The sequence below is a fragment of the Pseudoalteromonas sp. S16_S37 genome (assembly GCF_014694405.1).
Classification (GTDB): domain Bacteria; phylum Pseudomonadota; class Gammaproteobacteria; order Enterobacterales; family Alteromonadaceae; genus Pseudoalteromonas.
The window spans coordinates 1-235 of the sequence record NZ_JAAUWV010000276.1 but is presented as its reverse complement, the minus strand read 5'-3'; the positions used below and the strand labels follow the sequence as shown (position 1 = coordinate 235).

General features: G+C 43.0%; 1 pseudogene. It reads left to right on the top strand.

Annotated features, from left to right (window positions below):
- Positions 1–116 precede the first annotated feature (116 nt).
- A pseudogene (locus HC733_RS22890) lies at positions 117–235 on the top strand (transposase); the annotation flags it as partial.

The window sequence follows — 235 nt, the reverse complement described above, 5'->3', positions numbered from 1 at the left end:
TTGCGATTAAACCCAGAACTTTACTTGCCTTGGAACTATAAATCACAACGCATAGACTAAATTCTGGACTCAAGCATATTTTTGATGGTGAGTTACGCTAACTTGCCGTAAGCTCACTGGGTTATGAAAAACACCAAAAGGCTACATCAACCAATAGCCGTAACGGTAAGAGCAGCAAACGGGTTAAAACTGAAGATGGCGAGTTTGAACTCGATACCCCTCGTGACCGTGAAGG